This is a genomic window from Streptomyces sp. CC0208 (genome assembly GCF_003443735.1).
In the GTDB taxonomy this organism is placed as follows: Bacteria; Actinomycetota; Actinomycetes; order Streptomycetales; family Streptomycetaceae; genus Streptomyces; species Streptomyces sviceus.
The window spans coordinates 6,763,967-6,782,054 of record NZ_CP031969.1 but is presented as its reverse complement, the minus strand read 5'-3'; the positions used below and the strand labels follow the sequence as shown (position 1 = coordinate 6,782,054).

General features: G+C 69.1%; 14 protein-coding genes. 5 read left to right on the top strand and 9 right to left on the bottom strand.

Features of this window, described 5'->3' with window-relative positions; all coding sequences use genetic code 11:
* Positions 1-9: 9 nt before the first annotated feature.
* Complete coding sequence (locus D1369_RS31125) at positions 10-963, bottom strand: heme o synthase (RefSeq protein WP_007381228.1); 954 nt, start codon at positions 961-963, stop codon at positions 10-12.
* A 354-nt stretch (positions 964-1,317) separates the two neighbouring features.
* Between D1369_RS31125 and tkt the strand changes: the two genes are divergently transcribed.
* The 5 genes from tkt to pgl are packed head-to-tail and all read left to right on the top strand — an operon-like array spanning position 1,318 to position 8,064.
* Complete coding sequence (gene tkt / locus D1369_RS31115) at positions 1,318-3,405, top strand: transketolase (RefSeq protein ID WP_007381229.1); 2,088 nt, start codon at positions 1,318-1,320, stop codon at positions 3,403-3,405.
* Between the two features lie 31 nt (positions 3,406-3,436).
* Positions 3,437-4,555, top strand: a complete 1,119-nt coding sequence (gene tal / locus D1369_RS31110; RefSeq protein WP_007381230.1) for a transaldolase — start codon at positions 3,437-3,439, stop codon at positions 4,553-4,555.
* A gap of 4 nt (positions 4,556-4,559) precedes the next feature.
* Positions 4,560-6,083 (top strand): glucose-6-phosphate dehydrogenase, encoded by a 1,524-nt coding sequence (gene zwf / locus D1369_RS31105; RefSeq protein ID WP_007381231.1) that lies wholly within the window; start codon positions 4,560-4,562, stop codon positions 6,081-6,083.
* Entirely contained in the window at positions 6,080-7,285 is a 1,206-nt protein-coding gene (gene opcA, locus D1369_RS31100; protein ID WP_007381232.1) for a glucose-6-phosphate dehydrogenase assembly protein OpcA, read from the top strand. Before zwf ends, opcA begins: the two co-directional genes overlap by 4 nt.
* Positions 7,282-8,064 (top strand): 6-phosphogluconolactonase, encoded by a 783-nt coding sequence (gene pgl, locus D1369_RS31095; protein WP_007381233.1) that lies wholly within the window; start codon positions 7,282-7,284, stop codon positions 8,062-8,064. Before opcA ends, pgl begins: the two co-directional genes overlap by 4 nt.
* A 38-nt stretch (positions 8,065-8,102) precedes the next feature.
* On the opposite strand, the gene D1369_RS31090 is transcribed toward pgl, so the two are convergent.
* The 8 genes from D1369_RS31090 to D1369_RS31055 form a co-directional block, all read right to left on the bottom strand.
* Complete coding sequence (locus tag D1369_RS31090) at positions 8,103-8,846, bottom strand: thioredoxin domain-containing protein (protein ID WP_007381234.1); 744 nt, start codon at positions 8,844-8,846, stop codon at positions 8,103-8,105.
* Between the two features lie 106 nt (positions 8,847-8,952).
* Positions 8,953-10,608 (bottom strand): glucose-6-phosphate isomerase, encoded by a 1,656-nt coding sequence (gene pgi / locus D1369_RS31085; RefSeq protein ID WP_007381235.1) that lies wholly within the window; start codon positions 10,606-10,608, stop codon positions 8,953-8,955.
* 266 nt (positions 10,609-10,874) lie between these two features.
* The gene (locus D1369_RS31080; RefSeq protein WP_003957010.1) at positions 10,875-11,210 is read right to left on the bottom strand and encodes an RNA polymerase-binding protein RbpA; all 336 of its coding nucleotides are present in this window, start codon (positions 11,208-11,210) and stop codon (positions 10,875-10,877) included.
* 215 nt (positions 11,211-11,425) lie between these two features.
* The gene (secG, locus tag D1369_RS31075) at positions 11,426-11,656 is read right to left on the bottom strand and encodes a preprotein translocase subunit SecG (protein ID WP_031057628.1); all 231 of its coding nucleotides are present in this window, start codon (positions 11,654-11,656) and stop codon (positions 11,426-11,428) included.
* 103 nt (positions 11,657-11,759) lie between these two features.
* On the bottom strand, positions 11,760-12,536 hold the full coding sequence (tpiA, locus tag D1369_RS31070) for a triose-phosphate isomerase (RefSeq protein ID WP_007381237.1): 777 nt from the start codon (positions 12,534-12,536) through the stop codon (positions 11,760-11,762).
* Between the two features lie 6 nt (positions 12,537-12,542).
* Positions 12,543-13,754, bottom strand: a complete 1,212-nt coding sequence (locus D1369_RS31065) for a phosphoglycerate kinase (protein ID WP_007381238.1) — start codon at positions 13,752-13,754, stop codon at positions 12,543-12,545.
* Between the two features lie 125 nt (positions 13,755-13,879).
* Positions 13,880-14,890 carry a type I glyceraldehyde-3-phosphate dehydrogenase gene (gene gap / locus D1369_RS31060; protein WP_007381239.1) on the bottom strand — a complete coding sequence of 337 codons (1,011 nt, stop codon included), beginning with the start codon at positions 14,888-14,890 and terminating at the stop codon, positions 13,880-13,882.
* Positions 14,891-15,104: 214 nt separating this feature from the next.
* On the bottom strand, positions 15,105-18,056 hold the full coding sequence (locus tag D1369_RS31055; RefSeq protein WP_037899558.1) for a M14 family metallopeptidase: 2,952 nt from the start codon (positions 18,054-18,056) through the stop codon (positions 15,105-15,107).
* Positions 18,057-18,088: the final 32 nt, after the last annotated feature.

Sequence of the window (18,088 nt, the reverse complement as noted above, 5' to 3'; positions counted from 1 at the left end):
ACGTGACCCTTACCTCAGGAAGGGGTCGACCGCCACCGCGAGGAAGAGGATCGACACATAGGTGATCGACCAGTGGAACAGCCGCATCTCCTTGAGCTTCGCGCCCGTCACCTCGGCCTTGGCCCGGTTCTGCAGGCCGTGCGCCTCCCACAGCCAGAAGCCGCCCGCGAGCAGCGCGACCGCCGTGTAGAACCAGCCGGTGTAGCCGAGCGGCGTCAGCAGCAGCGAGACCGCGACCATGACCCAGCTGTAGATGACGATCTGCTTGGCGACCACCTTGTTGGAGGCGACCACCGGCAGCATCGGCACGCCCACGCGCGCGTAGTCCTCGCGCACCTTCATGGACAGCGGCCAGTAGTGCGGCGGCGTCCAGAAGAACATGACGAGGAAGAGAATGAGCGGCGCCCAGGACATGGAGTTCGTGACCGACGACCAGCCGATCAGGACCGGCAGGCAGCCGGCGATGCCGCCCCACACGATGTTCTGCGAGGTGCGGCGCTTGAGGATCATCGTGTAGACGACGACGTAGAAGAGGAGCGCGCCGAGAGAGAGCCAGGCGCTCAGCCAGTTGACGGTGAGGCCGAACAGCAGCGTCGAGACGACCGCCAGCGTGATGCCGAAGGCCAGGCACTCGCGCGGCGACACCATGCCGGTGACCAGGGGACGCTGCGAGGTGCGGTCCATGAGCGCGTCGATGTCGCGGTCGATGTACATGTTGAGCGCGTTGGCGCCGCCCGCCGACAGATAGCCGCCGAGGCAGGTGAGCAGCACCAGCTTCAGGTCCGGCACGCCCTGCTGGGCGAGGAACATCACCGGAACGGTGGTGATGAGCAGGAGCTCGATGATCCGCGGCTTGGTCAGCGCCACGAATCCCTTGACCCGGGCCCCGAACGGCCGGTGACGCGGGCTCTCGCTCGCACCGAGTACACCCGCTGGACGGGATTCGACGGCCGTCACGCACACCCCTACAGAGACATCCCAGCAAGCCTCGCCCGTGTGAAGTCCCGGTAAAGGCTCGCGCGTACCACGCCACTGTAGACGTTGCCCATACCCCGACATTCGCGGGGGTCGGGTCGTGTCCGAGGACGCCCCCGGAAGAGCTCGGCCGCACTCGGTTGAGCACTCGGACGAGCGGCTGCGTATTCAGTTGCCAAGTGCGCTCCGGGCCAGTCGGGAGGCGGATGTCCGCGCGGCCCGGCAGTCTGGAATGACTCGAAAAAACGCACGTACTTGCGGGGGTAGGCTCGACAACGGCCGGGCGTCCCGTGCACCGGCATTTCGACATGCGTGACATGTGGAGAGGAGCCCTGACCCAGGGTGAGCACCAAGCCGACCACCACAGACCTCGAGTGGACCGAGTTGGACCAGCGGGCCGTCGACACCGCCCGCGTCCTGGCCGCCGACGCCGTACAGAAGGTCGGAAACGGCCATCCGGGTACGGCGATGAGCCTGGCTCCCGCCGCCTACACCCTCTTCCAGAAGGTGATGCGGCACGACCCGGCCGACCCCGACTGGGTCGGGCGCGACCGCTTCGTGCTGTCCGCCGGCCACTCGTCCCTGACCCTCTACACCCAGCTGTACCTGGCCGGTTTCGGCCTGGAGCTGGACGACCTCAAGTCCTTCCGCACCTGGGGCTCGAAGACCCCGGGCCACCCGGAGTACGGCCACACCAAGGGCGTGGAGACCACCACCGGGCCGCTCGGCCAGGGTGTCGCCAACGCGGTCGGAATGGCGATGGCCGCCCGCTACGAGCGCGGTCTGTTCGACCCGGAGGCCCCCGAGGGCACCTCCCCCTTCGACCACTTCGTCTTCGCCATCGCCGGTGACGGCTGCCTCCAGGAGGGCATCTCCGCCGAGGCGTCCTCGATGGCCGGCCACCAGAAGCTCGGCAACCTGATCCTGCTGTGGGACGACAACCACATCTCGATCGAGGGCGACACCGAGACGGCCGTGTCCGAGGACACCGCCAAGCGGTACGAGGCGTACGGCTGGCACGTGCAGCGTGTCGAGCCGCAGGCCAACGGCGACCTCGACCCGGTCGCGATCTTCGAGGCGATCGAGAAGGCCAAGGCGGTCACCGACCGGCCGTCCTTCATCGCGATGCGCTCGATCATCGCCTGGCCCGCCCCGAACGCCCAGAACACCGAGGCCGCCCACGGCTCGGCGCTCGGCGACGACGAGGTCGCGGCCACCAAGCGGGTCCTCGGCTTCGACCCCGAGCAGTCGTTCGAGGTCTCCGACGAGGTCATCAACCACACCCGGCAGGCGCTGGAGCGCGGCCGTCAGGCGAAGGCCGAGTGGGAGAAGTCCTTCCAGGAGTGGCGCAACAACAACCCCGAGCGCGCGGCCGAGTTCGAGCGGGTCGCCGCGGGTGAGCTGCCCAAGGACTGGGAGTCGGCGATCCCGGTCTTCGAGCCGGGCAAGGGTGTCGCCACCCGTGCCGCCTCCGGCAAGGTCCTCCAGGCCCTCGGCGCCGTGATCCCCGAGCTGTGGGGCGGCTCCGCCGACCTCGCGGGCTCGAACAACACGACGATCGACAAGAACTCCTCCTTCCTCCCGGCGGACAACCCGCTGCCGGAGGCGGACCCGTACGGCCGCACGATCCACTTCGGTATCCGCGAGCACTCCATGGCCGCGGAGATGAACGGCATCGCGCTGCACGGCAACACCCGCATCTACGGCGGTACGTTCCTCGTCTTCTCCGACTACATGCGCAACGCCGTCCGGCTCTCGGCGTTGATGCACCTGCCGGTGACGTACGTGTGGACGCACGACTCCATCGGTCTGGGCGAGGACGGCCCGACCCACCAGCCGGTCGAGCACCTGGCCTCGCTGCGCGCGATCCCCGGCCTGAACGTGGTGCGCCCGGCGGACGCCAACGAGACCGCGATCGCCTGGCGCGAGATCCTGCGGCGCTGGACCAAGGAGTTCGGCAAGGGCGCCCCGCACGGCCTGGCGCTGACCCGTCAGGGCGTGCCGACGTACGAGGGCAACGAGGGCGCGGTCAAGGGCGGTTACGTCCTGTTCGAGGCCGAAGGCGGTGAGCCGGAGGTCATCCTGATCGCCACCGGTTCCGAGGTGCACGTGGCCGTCGAGGCGCGTGAGCAGCTCCAGGCCGACGGTGTGCCGACGCGTGTCGTCTCGATGCCGTGCGTGGAGTGGTTCGAGGAGCAGGACCAGGGGTACCGGGACAGCGTCCTGCCCCCGTCCGTGAGGGCCCGTGTCGCGGTCGAGGCGGGTATCGGTCTCACCTGGCACAAGTACGTGGGGGACGCCGGCCGCATCGTTTCCCTGGAGCACTTCGGTGCTTCCGCGGACGCCAAGGTCCTCTTCCGGGAGTTCGGCTTCACCGGCGAGAACGTGGCCGCGCAGGCACGGGAATCTCTCGCCGCCGCCCAGCGCTGACGCTCACATACGACTTAGGAGATGTAATTCCATGACAGACGCACTCAAGCGCCTCTCCGAGGAAGGCGTGGCGATCTGGCTGGACGACCTGTCGCGCAAGCGGATCACGTCCGGCAACCTCGCCGAGCTGATCGACCAGCAGCACGTCGTGGGCGTCACCACCAACCCCTCGATCTTCCAGAAGGCGATCTCCGAGGGCGACGGTTACGACCAGCAGCTGTCGGACCTGGCGTTCCGCAAGGTGTCCGTCGAAGAGGCCCTCCGCATGATCACGACGGCGGACGTCCGCGACGCCGCCGACATCCTGCGCCCGGTCTTCGACGCGACGAACGGACAGGACGGCCGGGTCTCGATCGAGGTCGACCCGCGCCTGGCGCACAACCTCAAGGCGACCGTCGCCGAGGCCAAGCAGCTCGCCTGGCTCGTCGACCGCCCCAACACCCTCATCAAGATCCCGGCCACCCAGGCCGGCATCCCCGCGATCACCGAGGTCATCGGCCTCGGGATCAGCGTCAACGTCACGCTGATCTTCTCGCTGGAGCGCTACCGCCTGGTCATGGACGCCTTCCTGGCCGGCCTGGAGAAGGCCAAGGAGCGGGGCCTGGACCTGTCGAAGATCCACTCCGTGGCGTCCTTCTTCGTGTCCCGCGTGGACACCGAGATCGACAAGCGCATCGACGCGCTCGGCACCGACGAGGCCAAGGCCGCCCGCGGCAAGGCCGGCGTGGCCAACGCGCGCCTGGCCTACCAGGCGTACGAGGAGGTCTTCTCGGGCGAGCGCTGGGCGAAGCTGGAGAACGCCGGCGCGAACAAGCAGCGTCCGCTGTGGGCCTCGACCGGCGTCAAGGACCCCGCGTACAAGAAGACCATGTACGTCGAGGAACTGGTCGCGCCGAACACGGTGAACACCATGCCGGAGGCGACCCTGTTCGCCACCGAGGAGCAGGGCGAGATCCGCGGCGACGCCGTCGCGGGCACCTACGAGCAGGCGCGCGCCGACCTCGACGCGCTCGAGAAGCTCGGGATCTCCTACGACGAGGTGGTCCAGCTCCTGGAGGACGAGGGCGTCGAGAAGTTCGAGGCGGCCTGGAACGACCTGCTCAAGTCGACCGAGGCGGAGCTTCAGCGCCTCGCCCCCTCGGAGGGCTGAGATCTTGTCGAGCAGCAATCCGCTGCGTGACCCTGCCGACCGACGGCTCCCGCGTATCGCGGGGCCGTCGGGCCTGGTCATCTTCGGCGTCACGGGCGATTTGTCACGAAAGAAGCTCATGCCCGCCGTGTACGACCTCGCGAACCGGGGTCTGCTGCCGCCGGGCTTCTCGCTGGTCGGCTTCGCCCGGCGGGACTGGGAGAACGAGGACTTCGCGGAAGTCGTCCACGACGCCGTCAAGGAGCACGCCAGAACGCCGTTCCGCGAGGAGGTCTGGCAGCAGCTCATCCAGGGGATGCGCTTCGTCCAGGGCACCTTCGACGACGACGACTCGTTCGAGCGGCTGCGCGACACCATCGACGAACTCGACAAGGCCCAGGGCACCGGCGGCAACTTCGCCTTCTACCTGTCCGTGCCGCCGTCCGCCTTCCCAGTGGTCATCCAGCAGCTGAAGAAGCACCGGCTGGCCGACCAGTCGAGCGGCTCCTGGCGGCGCGCGGTCATCGAGAAGCCCTTCGGCCACAACCTCAAGTCGGCCGAGGAGCTCAACGCGACCGTCGAGGAGGTCTTCGCCCCGGACCAGGTCTTCCGCATCGACCACTACCTGGGCAAGGAGACCGTCCAGAACATCCTGGCGCTGCGCTTCGCCAACACGATGTTCGAGCCGATCTGGAACCGGTCCTTCGTGGACCACGTCCAGATCACCATGGCCGAGGACATCGGCATCGGCGGCCGGGCGGGCTACTACGACGGCATCGGCGCCGCCCGTGACGTCATCCAGAACCACCTGCTCCAGCTCATGGCCCTCACGGCCATGGAGGAGCCGGCCTCCTTCGACGCGGACGCGCTGGCCGCGGAGAAGACCAAGGTGCTCGGCGCGGTGAAGCTGCCGAAGGACCTGGGCCGGGACACCGTGCGCGGACAGTACGCGGCCGGCTGGCAGGGCGGCGAGAAGGCGGTCGGCTACCTCCAGGAAGACGGCATCGACCCGCAGTCCAAGACCGACACGTACGCGGCCATCAAGGTGGAGATCGACAACCGGCGCTGGGCCGGAGTGCCGTTCTACCTGCGCACCGGCAAGCGCCTCGGCCGCCGGGTCACCGAGATCGCGGTGGTCTTCCAGCGGGCGCCGCACTCCCCCTTCGACACGACGGCCACCGAGGAGCTCGGCTCCAACGCGATCGTCATCCGCGTCCAGCCCGACGAGGGCGTCACCGTCCGCTTCGGCTCCAAGGTGCCGGGCACCTCGATGGAGATCCGGGACGTGTCCATGGACTTCGCCTACGGCGAGTCGTTCACGGAGTCCTCGCCCGAGGCGTACGAGCGCCTGATCCTCGACGTCCTGCTCGGCGACTCGAACCTCTTCCCCCGCACGGAGGAGGTCGAGCTGTCCTGGAAGATCCTCGACCCGATCGAGGAGTACTGGGACACGCACGGCAAGCCCGCCCAGTACCCCTCCGGTACCTGGGGCCCGGTCGAGGCCGACGAAATGCTCGCACGAGAGGGACGGAGCTGGCGCCGGCCATGAAGACAGACCTCACCGACACCACCGCCAGCAAGATCAACAAGGCGCTGGTCAAGGCGCGCCGGGCCATCGGCACACCGGCCGTCGGCATGGTGCTCACCCTGGTCATCGTCACGGACGAGGAGAACGCCTACGACGCCCTCAAGGCCGCCAACGACGCGTCCCGCGAGCACCCTTCGCGCACGCTGGTGGTCGTCAAGCGGGTGTCGCGCAGTCCCCGTGACCGCACCCAGTCCCGCCTCGACGCCGAGGTGCGGGTGGGCGCGGACGCGGGCACCGGCGAGACGGTGGTGCTGCGGCTGTACGGCGAGATCGTCGACCACGCCCAGTCGGTGGTCCTTCCGCTGCTGCTGCCGGACGCGCCCGTCGTCGTCTGGTGGCCGGTGGACGCGCCGCTCGACCCGGCCGGGGACCCGCTCGGGGCGCTCGCCCAGCGGCGGGTCACCGACACGTACTCCTCCGAGCAGCCGGTGCGCGAGCTGACGGCGCGCGCCGACACCTACACGCCGGGCGACACCGACCTCTCCTGGACCCGCATCACACCGTGGCGTTCGATGCTGGCCGCCGCGCTCGACCAGGTCACCTGCAAGGTGGAGGCCGTGGAGGTGGAGGGCGAGGAGTTCAACCCGAGCTGCGAGCTGCTGGCGATGTGGCTGGCGGACCGGCTGGACGTGCCGGTGAAGCGTTCACTGTCGAGCGGTCCCGGCCTCACGGCGGTACGCATGCACACGGACAGCGGTCCGATCGTGCTGGACCGTGCGGACGGCTCGCTCGCCACGCTCTCCATCCAGGGACAGCCGGACCGTGCGGTGGCGCTCAAGCGCCGGGACACGGCCGAGCTGATCGCGGAGGAGCTGCGCAGGCTGGACCCGGACGACACGTACGCCTCCGCGCTGCGCTTCGGGGTGGAACGGCTGAACCCGTCGGTGCCCTTTCCGCAACCGGGTCCCGATGCCAAAGGTGCCGGCACGGAAGGTGCCGACGCCAAAGGTTCCGGAGCAGAAGGTTCTGGCGCAGAGGGAGAACCCGTCAAAGGAGAACCCGTCTCCGGAGGACCGTCCGCAGTCTCCACCGAGCTCGCCGTCGAAGCCCCTGTCGAGGGCGCTGCGCAAGCTCCCGGGGCGCACGGGCCGCAAGGCTCGCCGTCGGCATCGCTGAAGCCGGTCCCCTCCGGCCTGTCCGGGAACGGGAAGGCGGCGAAGTGAGCACCCCGCAACTGGTCGTGCACCACGACAAGGAGCTGATGGCCCAGGCCGCCGCGGCCCGTCTGATCACCAAGATCGTGGACGCGCAGGCCTCCCGGGGCTCGGCGTCGGTGGTCCTCACGGGTGGCCGCAACGGCAACGGCCTGCTGGCCGCCCTGGCCGCAGCGCCCGCCCGGGACGCCATCGACTGGGGCCGCCTGGAGCTGTGGTGGGGCGACGAGCGCTACCTGCCCGAGGGCGACCCGGAACGCAATGACACGCAGGCCCGCGAGGCCCTGCTCGACGCCGTACCCCTGGACCCGAAGCGCGTGCACGCCATGCCCGCGTCGGACGGCCCCCACGGGGACGACGTCGAGGCCGCGGCGGCGGCCTACGCCGAGGAGCTGGCCCGTGCGGCCGGGCCCGAGAACCACGGCGCGGTCCCGACCTTCGACGTCCTGATGCTGGGCGTCGGCCCGGACACCCACGTGGCGTCCCTGTTCCCGGAGCTCCCCGCGGTACGGGAGACCGAGCGCACGGTCGTCGGTGTGCACGGGGCCCCGAAGCCCCCGCCCACCCGGGTGTCGTTGACCCTGCCCGCGATCCGCGCGGCCCGCGAGGTCTGGCTCCTCGCGGCCGGTGAGGACAAGGCACAGGCCGCGGCGATCGCCCTGTCCGGAGCGGGCGAGATCCAGGCCCCGGCGGCCGGGGCCCGTGGCCGGGCCCGCACCCTGTGGCTGCTGGACTCGGCGGCCGCCTCCCAGCTGCCGCGGTCGCTGTATCCGCCGGCTTCGTCGTAACGCCGGTCCTGTGCACGGCAGTCGACGCCGGGTCTCTCTCAGGAGAGGCCCGGCGTCCCTGTGACCTCCGGGAAGTCGTACGCTCCCCACTCCCCCGGCGCCTTGCGAATCTGCCGGAGCAGGTTCGAGAACAGCGGCGCGTCGAAGAGCAGGCCGTTGTAGTCGGCCGGGATGCGTACGTAGTTGATCACCGCGGTCGGTGTGCCCGGGCCCCCGGGTTCCTCGCTGCCACCGGCACTCTCGTAGGCCTTCTCGGACGCCGTCACGAAGGCCCGGTACTTCATGTCCTTCACCGCTGAGTCGAAGGCCGGCCCCCGCAACCCCTCGACCTGCTCGGCCAGTTCGAGCAGACGGGCGTCGGTGAAGCCGTCTTCTGCCTCCTCGGGCTGGTGGCGGTAGAGCACCTGGTGGTACTCCGCGAACCTGCCCTGCGCCAGCGCCGCCCGCAGGGCGTTGACCGCCTTCTTCGAGCCGCTGCCACCGAGCCTGGCGTCCAGGAAGGACGCCATGGTGTACTCGGTCCTCGCCTCGCCCCGCACGGTCGCCTCCTGCAGTTCCGGGCCCGCTCCGGTGGATTCGAACTCCTCGCAGACCGGGCACCGCGGGTCCTCGTAGAGGTGCACCGTCACCGGGGCGTGCGGGTTCCCGACGGTGATCGTCGTACCGTCCGGGTCGAGCTTCTCCGGAACGCTCTCCAGACCGCTGTAAGCGTCTTCGGGAGGCGTGCCCCGCTGCCCGCATCCCGCGAGCACCGCCCCCACCAGGGTCGCCGTGAGTGCCACGGCGACCCGTCCCCCATGCTTCATCCGTACCTCTCGTCTCCCCAGGTTCAGCGCGACCCTAGGGCACGGGCACAGAGAACGCACAGGAGTTCCCGCAGAGGGTCTCCTACTGCCGCCCGCGCAGCTCCCGGTACGTCGCCACCAGCGCCTTGGTCGAGGCGTCCAGGCCCGGTACCTCGGCGCCCTCGGTGAGCGCCGGTTCGACGCGCTTGGCGAGGACCTTGCCGAGCTCGACGCCCCACTGGTCGAAGGAGTCGATGTTCCAGACGGCACCCTGGACGAACACCTTGTGCTCGTAGAGGGCGATGAGCTGGCCGAGGACGGACGGGGTGAGTGCCTTCGCGAGGATCGTGGTCGTCGGGTGGTTGCCCCGGAACGTCTTGTGCGGGACCAGGTCCTCGGCCACCCCCTCCGCCCGTACCTCGTCCGGCGTCTTGCCGAAGGCCAGTGCCTGGGTCTGGGCGAAGAAGTTCGCCATGAGCAGGTCGTGCTGGGCCTTGAGCCCGTCGGAGAGCTCGGCGACCGGCTCGGCGAAGCCGATGAAGTCCGCCGGGATCAGCTTGGTGCCCTGGTGGATGAGCTGGTGGTAGGCGTGCTGCCCGTTGGTGCCGGGCGTGCCCCACACCACCGGTCCGGTCTGCCACTCCACGGGGTTGCCGTCACGGTCCACCGACTTGCCGTTGGACTCCATGTCCAGCTGCTGCAAGTAGGCGGTGAACTTGGCCAGGTAGTGGCTGTACGGCAGCACCGCATGGGACTGCGCGTCGTGGAAGTTGCCGTACCAGACACCCAACAGGCCCAGCAGCAAAGGCACGTTGGACTCGGCCGGGGCGGTGCGGAAGTGCTCGTCGACGAGGTGGAAGCCGTCGAGCATCTCGCGGAAGCGGTCAGGCCCGATGGCGATCATCAGGGAGAGGCCGATCGCCGAGTCGTAGGAGTAGCGGCCGCCGACCCAGTCCCAGAACTCGAACATGTTGGCCGTGTCGATGCCGAAGTCCGACACCTTTCCGGCGTTGGTCGACAGGGCCACGAAGTGCCGGGCGACGGCTTCCTGACCGGCCTTCAGCTCGGTGAGCAGCCACGCGCGGGCCGAGGTGGCGTTGGTGATCGTCTCGATGGTGGTGAAGGTCTTGGAGGCGATGATGAACAGCGTCTCGGCGGCGTCCAGGTCGCGGACGGCCTCGTGCAGGTCGGCGCCGTCGACGTTCGACACGAAACGGACGGTGAGGTCGCGGTCGGTGAAGCCGCGCAGCACCTCGTACGCCATCGCGGGGCCCAGGTCGGAGCCGCCGATACCGATGTTGACGACGTTCTTGATCCGCTTGCCGGTGTGGCCGGTCCACTCGCCGGAACGGACGCGGCCCGCGAAGTCGCTCATCCTGTCGAGCACCGCGTGCACGCCCGGGACGACGTTCTCCCCGTCGACCTCGATCACCGCGTCGCGCGGGGCACGCAGAGCGGTGTGCAGCACGGCCCGGTCCTCGGTCGTGTTGATCCGCTCGCCTCGGAACATGGCGTCCCGCAGCCCGAAGACGTCGGTCGCGGCGGCGAGTTCACGCAGCAGCCGCAGCGTCTCGTCGGTGACCAGGTGCTTGGAGTAGTCGACGTACAGGTCACCGACCCGCAGTGTGTACCCGGTGCCGCGCCCGGGATCGGCGGCGAACAGCTCCCTGAGCCGCACCTCGCCGAGCTCCTCGCGGTGCTCGGCCAGCGCGGTCCATGCGGGCGTCCGGTTGAGCCTGGTACGGCCGTCTGCGTTCATGTGCGACTTCAGCCTTCTTTCGTGCCTGTCCCAGCTGTGCCAACCTAGTTGATCATCGCGGGGCGCGAGCCATGACGGCGTCGGCGCCCGGCGCACCCACAGGTACGTGCGCGTGGGGCACGGGTATCAGCGAGACGGCGAACAGCACGGAGAAGACGACTGCGAGCAGGGCAGGCCGACACCGGCCGTGGAGGGGTACGGCGACCCCGCACGGCCGTGAAACGGCTTCGGCCAGGTACCCCTCGGTACCCGGCCGGTTCTCGACGCTAGATCTCGCCCCGCAGTTTGGCGAGCGCCTCGGCGAGGATCGCCTCGCCGTCCGCGTCGCTGCGCCGCTCCCGTACGTACGCGAGGTGCGTCTTGTACGGCTCGGTGCGCGGCGGGTCCGGCGGGTTGTCCCGGTCCTGTCCGGCGGGAAAGCCGCAGCGCGGACAGTCCCAGGTGTCGGGGACCTGCGCGTCGCTGGCGAAGCTGGGCTGCGTCTCATGCCCGTTGGAGCACCAGAAGGAGATGCGCAGCCGGGGCGCGGACTCGCCCCGCTCGGCCTCGCCCATCGGCCCCGCCCCGACCCGGCTACCTCGGATCGCGTTGCCACTTGCCACGGTCGTAACTCCCTGCGTGATGGTGCCGCGAAGCGAGTCGGCGTTGTCGCTTCGTTGCGAGCGCCTCAGTCTACGTAAGGCCCAACGCGCGTCCAGTGATTGGAGTTACCGCCCCCACACCTAGACGCAAGCCCCATGATAGGCCGCGCTCAGGTGCGCGTACCGAACATGGGGCCTTACGTGCGGAATGGACGTGCTGTGTGTGGCGTGACCGCTCAGCTGTTCGTCTTCATGAGGAGACCGAGCACGATGATGCACGCGAACCAGAGCAGACCGACCACGATGGTGATCCGGTCGAGGTTGCGCTCGGCGACCGAGGAACCGCCGACGGACGACTGCATGCCGCCACCGAACATGTCGGAGAGGCCGCCGCCCTTGCCCTTGTGCATGAGCACCAGCAGCATCATCAGGCCGCTGAAGATGATCAGGGCGATCGAGAACCCCATAACCACGGCTGGACCAACTCTCTCGGATTCGGGTGAACGACGGGGGCACGGCCATCAGGGCCATGCCCCCGCAAGGGTACGACGGATCGCCGCCAGGGCCTACTTACTGGTCCCGGAAGCGCACGATCTTGACGAACTCGTCGGCGTCCAGCGAGGCACCGCCGACCAGGGCGCCGTCGATGTCGGCCTGCGCCATGATCTCGGCGACGTTGCCGGCCTTGACGGAGCCGCCGTACTGGATGCGGACCTGGTCGGCCAGCTCCTGGGTGTACAGCTCGGCGATCTTGCCGCGGATGGCGGCGCAGACCTCCTGGGCGTCCTCGGCACCGCAGACCTTGCCGGTGCCGATGGCCCAGACGGGCTCGTAGGCGATGACGACGGACTCGGCCTGCTCGGCCGGGAGGTCCTTGAGGCCGCCCTCGACCTGGGCGAGGGTGTGGGTGACGTGGTTGCCCGCCTCGCGGACGTCCAGCTCCTCGCCGACGCACAGGATCGGGGTGAGGCCGTGCTTGTAGGCGGCCTTGACCTTGGCGTTGACGATCTCGTCGGTCTCGGCGTGGTACTGGCGGCGCTCGGAGTGGCCGATCGCCACGTACGTGCACTTCAGCTTGGCCAGCATCGAGCCCGAGATCTCACCGGTGTAGGCGCCCGAGTCGTGCGCCGAGAGGTCCTGGGCGCCGTACTTGATCTTGAGCTTGTCGCCGTCGACCAGGGTCTGCACGGAGCGCAGGTCGGTGAAGGGCGGCAGGACGGCGACCTCGACGGCCTCGTAGTCCTTGTCGGCGAGTGCGAAGGCGAGCTTCTGGACGTGCGCGATGGCCTCAAGGTGGTTGAGGTTCATCTTCCAGTTGCCCGCCATGATCGGCGTGCGAGTGGTCATGCGGGGTCAGTCCTCCAGTGCGGCGAGGCCGGGGAGCGTCTTGCCCTCGAGGTATTCGAGGGAGGCGCCGCCACCGGTCGAGATGTGGCCGAATGCGTTCTCGTCGAAGCCCAGGATGCGGACGGCCGCGGCGGAGTCGCCGCCGCCCACGACCGTGAAGGCCGAGGAGTCGAGGAGAGCCTGGGCGACCGCCTTGGTGCCCTCGGCGAACTCGGGGTGCTCGAAGACGCCCATCGGGCCGTTCCAGAAGACGGTGGCGGCGTCGGTGATCTTCGAGGCGTACAGCTTGCCGGACGCCGGGCCGATGTCCAGGCCCATCCGGTCGGCCGGGATGGCGTCGGCGGCGACGGTGGTGGCGTCGGCCGGGGCCTTGGTCTTCAGGTCCGGGAACGCGGGGGCGACCACGGCGTCGACCGGCAGGACCAGCTCGACGCCGGTCTTCTCGGCGCGCTCGATGTACTCCAGGACCGCCGGGATCTGGTCCTCCTGGAGGAGGGAGGCGCCGACCTCGTGGCCCTTGGCCTTGAGGAAGGTGAAGGCCATGCCGCCGCCGATGAGGATGCGGTCGGCCTTGCCGAGCAGCTGGTCGATGACGGCAAGCTTGTCGGAGACCTTGGCGCCGCCGAGCACGACCACGTAGGGCCGCTGAACCTCGTCGGTGAGCTTCTTCAGGACGCCGACCTCGGTGGCGATGAGGTAGCCGGCGTAGTGCGGCAGCCGGGCCGGGAGGTCGAAGACCGAGGCGTGCTTGCGGTGCACCGCGCCGAAGCCGTCGCCGACGTACGCGTCCGCGAGAGCTGCCAGCTGGTCGGCGAACTCGCCGCGCTCGGTGTCGTCCTTGGAGGTCTCGCCGGCGTTGAAGCGCAGGTTCTCGATGACGGCGACCTGGCCGGGCTGCAGGCCGTTCACCGCGTCGTGGGCGGCGGGGCCGACCGTGTCCTGGGCGAACGCGACCGGGGCGCCGAGGAGTTCGGCGAGCCGCTCGGCGGCCGGGAGCAGGGAGAAGGCCGGGTCCGGGGCGCCCTTGGGGCGGCCCAGGTGCGAGGCCACGACCACCTTGGCGCCCGCGTCCGCGAGGGCCTTGACGGTGGGCAGGACGGCGCGGATACGGCCGTCGTCGGTGATGCGGCCGTCGGCGAGCGGCACGTTGAGGTCGGCGCGGACGAAGACCCGCTTGCCGTCCACGCCTTCGGCGAGAAGTTCGTCGATCGTCTTCATGAAGGAACTCCTGGTGAGGGTGCTCTGATCGTACGAGAGCTGATCCGAACGTGAGTCAGGGCCCGGACGGCGCGTCCCTGCGCCGCCCGAGCCCTGCTCTCACATCAAAGTGCCTGCTCTGTGGATCAGAGCTGGTTGCCGACGAAGACCGTGAGGTCGACGAGGCGGTTGGAGTAGCCCCACTCGTTGTCGTACCAGCCGAGGATCTTCACCGTGTTGCCCTCCTGGACCATGGTCAGGGAGGAGTCGAAGGTGCAGGACGACGGGTCGCCGACGATGTCCGAGGAGACGATCGGGTCCTCGGTGTAGGTCAGGAAGCCCTTGAGGTCGCCGTCGTCGGAGGCCTTCTTGAACGCGGCGTTGACCTCGTCCTTGGTGACCTCGCGCTGCAGCGTCACGACCAGGTCGGTGGCCGAGCCGGTCGGGACCGGAACGCGCATCGCGATGCCGTCCAGCTTGCCCTTGAGCTGCGGGAGGACCAGCGCGGTGGCCTTCGCGGCACCCGTCGTGGTCGGGATGATGTTCTCGGCGGCGGCGCGGGCGCGGCGCAGGTCCGAGTGCGGGAAGTCCAGGATCCGCTGGTCGTTCGTGTACGCGTGGACCGTCGTCATCAGGCCCTTGACGATGCCGAAGTTCTCGTCCAGAACCTTGGCCATCGGCGCCACACAGTTGGTGGTGCAGGAGGCGTTGGAGATGACGTGGTGGTTGGCCGCGTCGTACTTGTCCTGGTTGACGCCCATCACGATGGTGATGTCCTCGTCCTTGGCCGGAGCCGAGATGAGGACCTTCTTGGCGCCGCCGGCGATGTGCTTCTCGGCGTCGGCCTTCTTCGTGAAGATGCCGGTCGACTCGATGACGATGTCGACACCGAGGTCGCCCCACGGGATGTCGGCGGGGTTGCGCTCGGACAGCACCTTGATGGTGTGACCGTCGACGGTGATCGTGTCGGCGGTGTGCGACACCTCGGCCTTGAGGCGGCCCAGGATGGTGTCGTACTTGAGCAGGTGAGCGGTGGTCGCGGTGTCACCCAGGTCGTTGACAGCCACGATCTCGATGTCAGCACCCTGCTCCAGCAGCGCGCGGAAGTAGTTACGACCGATGCGGCCAAAGCCGTTGATGCCTACGCGGATCGTCACGAAACCGATCTCCTCGTTGGTACGCCGGGTTCGACTCCGGCGAGCTGTATGGGATGTCCCCGACCACCCCCGACCCTACCCCCCTGAGGCTTTCGGAGTGACATCGAGATGCCCCATACACGGCAGGGCGGTCCGTACCCGCCAGTAGGGGTACGGACCGCCCCGGACCGAAAGCTCCGGTCAGCCGGAATGACTGCACCGAGTCACGTCCGGTTCACCCACCGATGGCGGCGAGCGCCTTTCTGACGAGGGCCGTGCGGTCGGCCGCCGCCGTGACGTGCTCCAGGCCGAAGCCCAGCAGCACGGTGTCGTCCGTGGTGACCGCGCCGTAGGTCTTGAACAGCTCTCCGGCGCGCCCCCAGTCCGTCACGACCGCGGGGCTGCCCGCGGGCGGCCCGGGCACGCTCCACGCGCCGAGCGAGGTCTCGAAGCCCTCGGTCTCCACGGCCTGGCCGTGGACGACGACGGAGGTGTTGTCGAGGAGCACACCGCGACCGCCGGACCCGGGGTCGGTGATGTAGCTGAAGGACACCTCGACCTTCTTGCCCGCGTACGCGGAGAGGTCGAAGGAGACCTCCTGCCAGCCCGCCGACGATCCGGTGAGGCTGTTCCACTGGCCGCTGGTGCCGGAGGCCGTGCAGCCACCGGTGCCCTGGGTCAGATACCGCTTGAGCGCGGGGTGGGCCGCGATGAAGAACCCGGCCTCGCACTCGGCGGGGACGGCGTTGCTGGTGGCGCCGTTCTTCTCGGGGAGCGTGGTCCAGTCCTCGGCCCCGGCGGTGTGCGCCTCCAGGACGGCGTGGTCGTAGCCCTCCTCGGTGTCCCACAGCATCCGGGTGCGCAGGGTGGGTGCCTGCGCGGCGGTGACCTGGGTGAGGTCGATGGTGCGGGTGAGGCGGTTCCAGGCGTAGTCGCTGTGCGTGACGGCCGCCATGGAGGCGCCCTCGTACGGTCCGTACGGGTTGGGCGTGCCGGGGTAGGTGCCGGCTCCCGCGCTCGCGAACTGCGGGAAGGCCGTCGCGGGCAGGTTGTCCGAGGTGACGCTGAAGGACCCGGCCGCGTCCAGCGGGTTGCCGGGGGCGGCGCCGAGGGTTCCGGAGGCCCCGGAGAGCTTGCCGGTGCCCTGGAAGGCCGTCGCGCCCGGCAGGGTCGTACGGGTGTAGGCGCCCAGGTAGTACTGGCTGAAGTCGTTCGACAGGGTGCCGCCGCCCAGGTCGACGCTGCCGCCGGTCCGCTCGCCCGCCTCGATCAGCTTGCCGCCCTCGTTCAGGAAGGCGCGCAGCTGGAGCTGGGTGGGGTTGCCCGGGACGGTCGCGCCCGTGTAGTGGACGACCGACTTGAAGTGGTCCAGGACCCCGAGCGCGTCGGGCGCGCCCTGCGTGGCGACGTTCCAGACGACCGCCTTGCGGCCGGCCGCCTTCAGCGCGTCCACGTACGTCTGCGCCTGTGTGGCGGTCGCGCCCTCCTCGGCGACCACGAGCACGTCCGCACGCGGCCGCTGGGCCACGGTGTAGGTGAAGTGCGAGCTGGAGGCGGGCTTCCCGCTCTTGGCCCGGCCGGTGAACCAGACCTCGACCTTGTCGCCCGGGTCGGCGTCCTCGACCTTGGCCCGGTACTCGTCGAAGTAGAGGTTGTCGTCACCGCCGTACGTCTCGCCGCCCTTCCACGCCCTGAGCGGCTCGTGCTGCGTACGGCCGCCGTTGACGCGGTACTTGAGCTCCTTGTCGCGCACCGCCTTGCGTACGACGACGGAGACCTCCTGGTCCGCGCCGCGGGCGTAGGAGGTGGTGAACGTCTTCGGGGTGAAGTCGGCTGCCTTCAGGCCGAGCGAGGACTTCGGCTGGTCGGGCCTGGCGGCGGACTCGGCGACGGAGAGCGCGAAGGGGATGTTCTTCTCGAACTCCTGCTGGATCAGCTTCTCGTCGTCCGGGAAGTTGAAGACCGACTGGCAGTCGGCCGCGTTCCACTGGTCGTTCAGGTCGAGGTCCGAGGCGGTCTGGCAGGTCGACATCTCGGGGGTGAACATCGCCAGGCCGTTGACGTTCGACGCATGGCCGTCCGCCTCACCGTTGGTCGTGTACAGCTCCGAGGAGACCTGCGGACGGTAGCCGGGTATCGCGGAGTTGTCCGGGGTGCCGGCGAGCGCCTTGTACATGATGTCGTCGGGCGTGTCGGTGGCCACCTGCCAGCCGACGCCGTAGAGGAGGAGTTCGGCGGCTGAGTGGTAGTTGATGCCGTACGTGAAGCCGATGCGCTTCTCGAAGGCGTCCAGGGCCTTGGTCTCGGGCTCGGAGGACGGGGCCGGGCCGCGGTAGGTCTCGCTGGTGGGGTTGGGGGACGAACCCTCGTTGTCGTAGCCCCACTTGTAGGAGAAGTTGCGGTTGAGGTCGACGCCGTCGCCGACACCGATGGTGCCGTCGCCGTTGTTGTCGCGCAGGTTCTTGCGCCACAGGCGGTTGTCGGCGTTCTGGAAGGTGTAGTCGTAGCCGTCGGGGTTGGCCGACAGGACGAACCACAGCTCGGTGGAGTCGACGATCTTCCTGAGGCGCTTGTCGGTCTTGTAACCGTCCACGTAGTAGTGGAGCAACCGCCTGGTCATCTCCGGCGTGATCCACTCGCGCGCGTGCTGGTTGGACATGTAGAGGACGGAGGGCTTGGCACCGTCCTTGGACTTCTTCGCGTTCTTGGTCAGTTTGAGCGCGAGGATGTCCTTGCCGTTCACCGTCTTGCCGATGGAGACGACCTTGGTGAGGCCGGGGTTGGCCCGGGCGGTCGCGAGGATCTCCTGCTGGAGGCCGCCGCTTCCGCTGTACGGCCGGAACACGCCCTCGGCCGCCTTGTCCACGCGGGCCTCGGCCTTGGCGGTCAGGGTGTGCTCGGTGAGTTCGACGCCCTGCTTCTCGAGCTTTCGGGCCTCCTGGTCGGTCAGGTAGACCTCGACGGTCGCGGTGCCCTTCGCGGGCACCTGCTCGCTCAGTTCGTGGCCGTCCTGTCCGGCCGCCAGCAGCAGGGGTACCTGCCGGCTGGTGACCTCGGCGCGGAAGACCTTGACTTCGTTCGGATCAGGAGAACCTGCGCCCTGCGCGGCATGGGCGACGGGTGCGATGCCCGCGCCGCCGAGCAGAAGTGCGCCAACAGCGAGGATCGGTCTCGCTCTTCGTCTCATGAGCCCCCCTTGTGGTGGTCCGCCACAGCAGC